The organism is Variovorax sp. P4_D9, assembly GCF_056401695.1.
Map to the genome: position 1 here is coordinate 1 of NZ_JBFUIU010001052.1, position 2,640 is coordinate 2,640.

At 72.2% G+C, this 2,640-nt stretch carries 3 protein-coding genes; 1 reads left to right on the plus strand and 2 read right to left on the minus strand.

Features of this window, described 5'->3' with window-relative positions; genetic code table 11:
- On the plus strand, window positions 1-866 hold an 866-nt coding region (locus tag AC1DY5_RS50710), incomplete at its 5' end, for a hypothetical protein (protein WP_478121863.1).
- A gap of 292 nt (window positions 867-1,158) precedes the next feature.
- Here the strand turns inward: AC1DY5_RS50710 and AC1DY5_RS50715 are convergent.
- Window positions 1,159-2,052: a RibD family protein gene (locus AC1DY5_RS50715; protein ID WP_478121864.1), complete on the minus strand. Its 894-nt coding sequence runs from the start codon at window positions 2,050-2,052 to the stop codon at window positions 1,159-1,161.
- Window positions 2,053-2,069: 17 nt separating this feature from the next.
- Window positions 2,070-2,640 (minus strand): hypothetical protein (locus AC1DY5_RS50720; RefSeq protein ID WP_478121865.1); only part of this gene is annotated, 571 nt, incomplete at its 5' end.

Genomic DNA, 2,640 nt, shown 5'->3' on the forward strand with positions numbered 1-2,640 from the left:
AGCCTTTCGATCTGGCGGCCCGCGGCGAGGCGGCGGACGCGCTGGATCTGCGCGCGCTGGCGCTTCGCCTGCGCGCTGGCCAACCCACGCTGGCGGTGCTCGATCTGGCCTGCGGCACCGGTGCCAATCTGCGCGCGCTGTCACCCCGGCTCGGCGGCGCGCAGCGCTGGCTGCTGGCCGACCACGATCCGCTGCTGCTGGCCGCGCTGCCCGCGGCCTGCGCCGCCTGGGCCCAGGCGCATGGCCTGGTACTGCGGGCCGATCCGGAGGGCTTGCGCATCGACGGCCCGGACTGGACCGCCGAGCTCCGGACGCAATGCGTCGATCTGGCGTCGTCGCTCGATGCCGTGCCGTTCGCGCCGGCCTCGCTGGTCACCGCGTCGGCGTTGCTCGACCTGGTGTCCGCGTCGTGGCTCGAAGCCCTGCTGCAGAAGATCGGGACGGCCGGCGCGGCGGCACTGTTCGCCCTCAGTGTCGACGGGCGGGTGGCGTGGGAGCCGGCCTGCGAGGGCGACCAGGCGGTCGATCGGCTGTTCGCCGCGGATCAACGGCGAGACAAGGGCTTCGGTGCCGCGCTCGGCAGCACCGCGGCCGACTTCGCTGCCAGCCGGCTGGCCGCGATCGGATACGAGCTCGTGCGGGCCCGCAGTGACTGGACGATCGACGCCCGCGCGGGCCAGCGGGACGTGGCCATGCTGCGCGCGATGCTCGAAGGCACGGCTGCCGCGGCGGCCGCGCAGGACCCGGCCGCCGGTGCGCTGGTCGCTGCATGGTTGGCGCGGCGACTGGCCGACATCGACCGAAGCCGGCTGTGCGTCGGCCACCTCGACCTGCTCGCGTTGCCATCGTGGATGGGAAATTTCTGATTCTGCGTCGGCGGCTGCGGCGGGCCCTGTGCCGTCGATAGACTGCCCGTACAGAATCGAGGTGACGAAATGCTGAAGATGGAGAAGTTCGTGCAAGGCGGGAGTCGGAGCACCTTCAAGGCGCCGCAGATGCTCGTGAGCTTGCCAACCGGCTGCTGCCCGAGTCGGCGCATGCGGAGTTGAAAGCGCAAGGCATCGACCTTCGCGAGATCGCAGCGGCAAGTAAAGATGGCAGGCCGTCCCGACCTCGGTGTGAGTGCGCGAAGGTGGAGTCGACAAGAAAGCCGTGATCTCATCGACCTGATCCGCTCTGCGCCGAGCGCAAGTCCAGGTCCCACAACACGTCGGCTCCCATCCGGAACACGCGCCCGGGCGGCCGCATGCAGTCGCGCATCGCTGCGCTGCGCGGCAACTGCAGGCCCGGCCGCCCGGCACCGATGATCACCGGTGCGATGCTCAGGTGCAGCCGATCCAGGCAGCCTTGGGCGATGAAGCGCGACACCGTGATGCCGCCGCCCTCGACGAACAGCACGCGCAGGCCGCGCTGCGCGAGGGCCGCCTGCAGCGCGCGAAGTGCGAGCTCTCCATCCTCGTTCACCAGGCCGGGCACGCTGAGCACCTGGTCCACGCCCACGCGCCTCACGGCCTCGGCCGCACGGCTGGCGTCGCAGGCCAGCAGTGTCGGCGCCGCCCGGTCCGTGAAGACGCGCAGCGAGGCCGGCAGACGCAGGCCGGGGTCGAGCAGCACGCGCACCGGATGGGCGCCCGCCACGCGCCGCGTCGTGAGCTGCGGGTTGTCGATGGCCGCGGTGCCGGCGCCCACGATGACCGCGTCGCACAGGGCGCGCAGGCGGTGCAGGTGCACCAGCATCTCGGGTCCGTTGACGTAGTTGGAGTCGCCACCGTGGGTGGCGACACAGCCGTCCAGGCTCTGTCCGAGCTGGCCGATCGCCCAGGGCGTTCCGGCGCGCGGCTGGTCGAGCAGGGGCTTGAGCAATTCGAATAGCTCGACGGCCTCGTCGTTCCACAAGCCTTGCAGCGCGAAACCCTGCGCCTCGCTCCAGCCGATCGGTCCCCCGGAGCCTGCCAGAGGCGGCGACTGGCAGCCCCGCCGTCCCGCCGCGATCTCCAGGCACAGGGGCCACAGCGCATCAATGCCGGGAAGGGGGGAGGYGGAGGGCATCATGAGATTGGGAGGATGGCCTACCAGCGAGGGGTGTAATAGGGGTCGTCCTGCGTGTCGCGCGGTGCCTGGGCGTCGCCGTGCAGTGCCAGCACGACCGCGGCAGCGACCCAGAGCGCGGCCACCACCGCGACGATCAGCGCCTCCGCTGCCGGATGACGTCCGCGCCACACCCAGCGCACCATCGGCCCGGACAGCAGGGCGCCGGTCAGCAGCAGCATGACCTCGGACGGCACCGGCGTCAGCAGGGCTACGCCCTGCGCCAGCGTCAGCCAGGCGATGACGGACACCACCGCGCCGCAGGCGCCGAAGCCGATGCGGGCGCGGGGCCAAAGCCACAGCGCGCAGCCGGCGATTGCGGCCGCGATCGACAGGCCCAGTTCGAACAACAGCGCCGAACCGCCGATGAAGGCCACGGCTGCCAGCCCGATGCCTGCCACCACCAGGCTCGCCGGCGCACCGGCGTGCTCGGGCGGGGCGCCCAGCACCGCGGCGAGTGCCACGGCCCCGACCGCCCAGGTGGCGGCCTGCAGCGCCAGAGGCTGGTCGCTGAGCCCGGCCAGGACCAGCGCCCACAGGACGCAGCTGGCG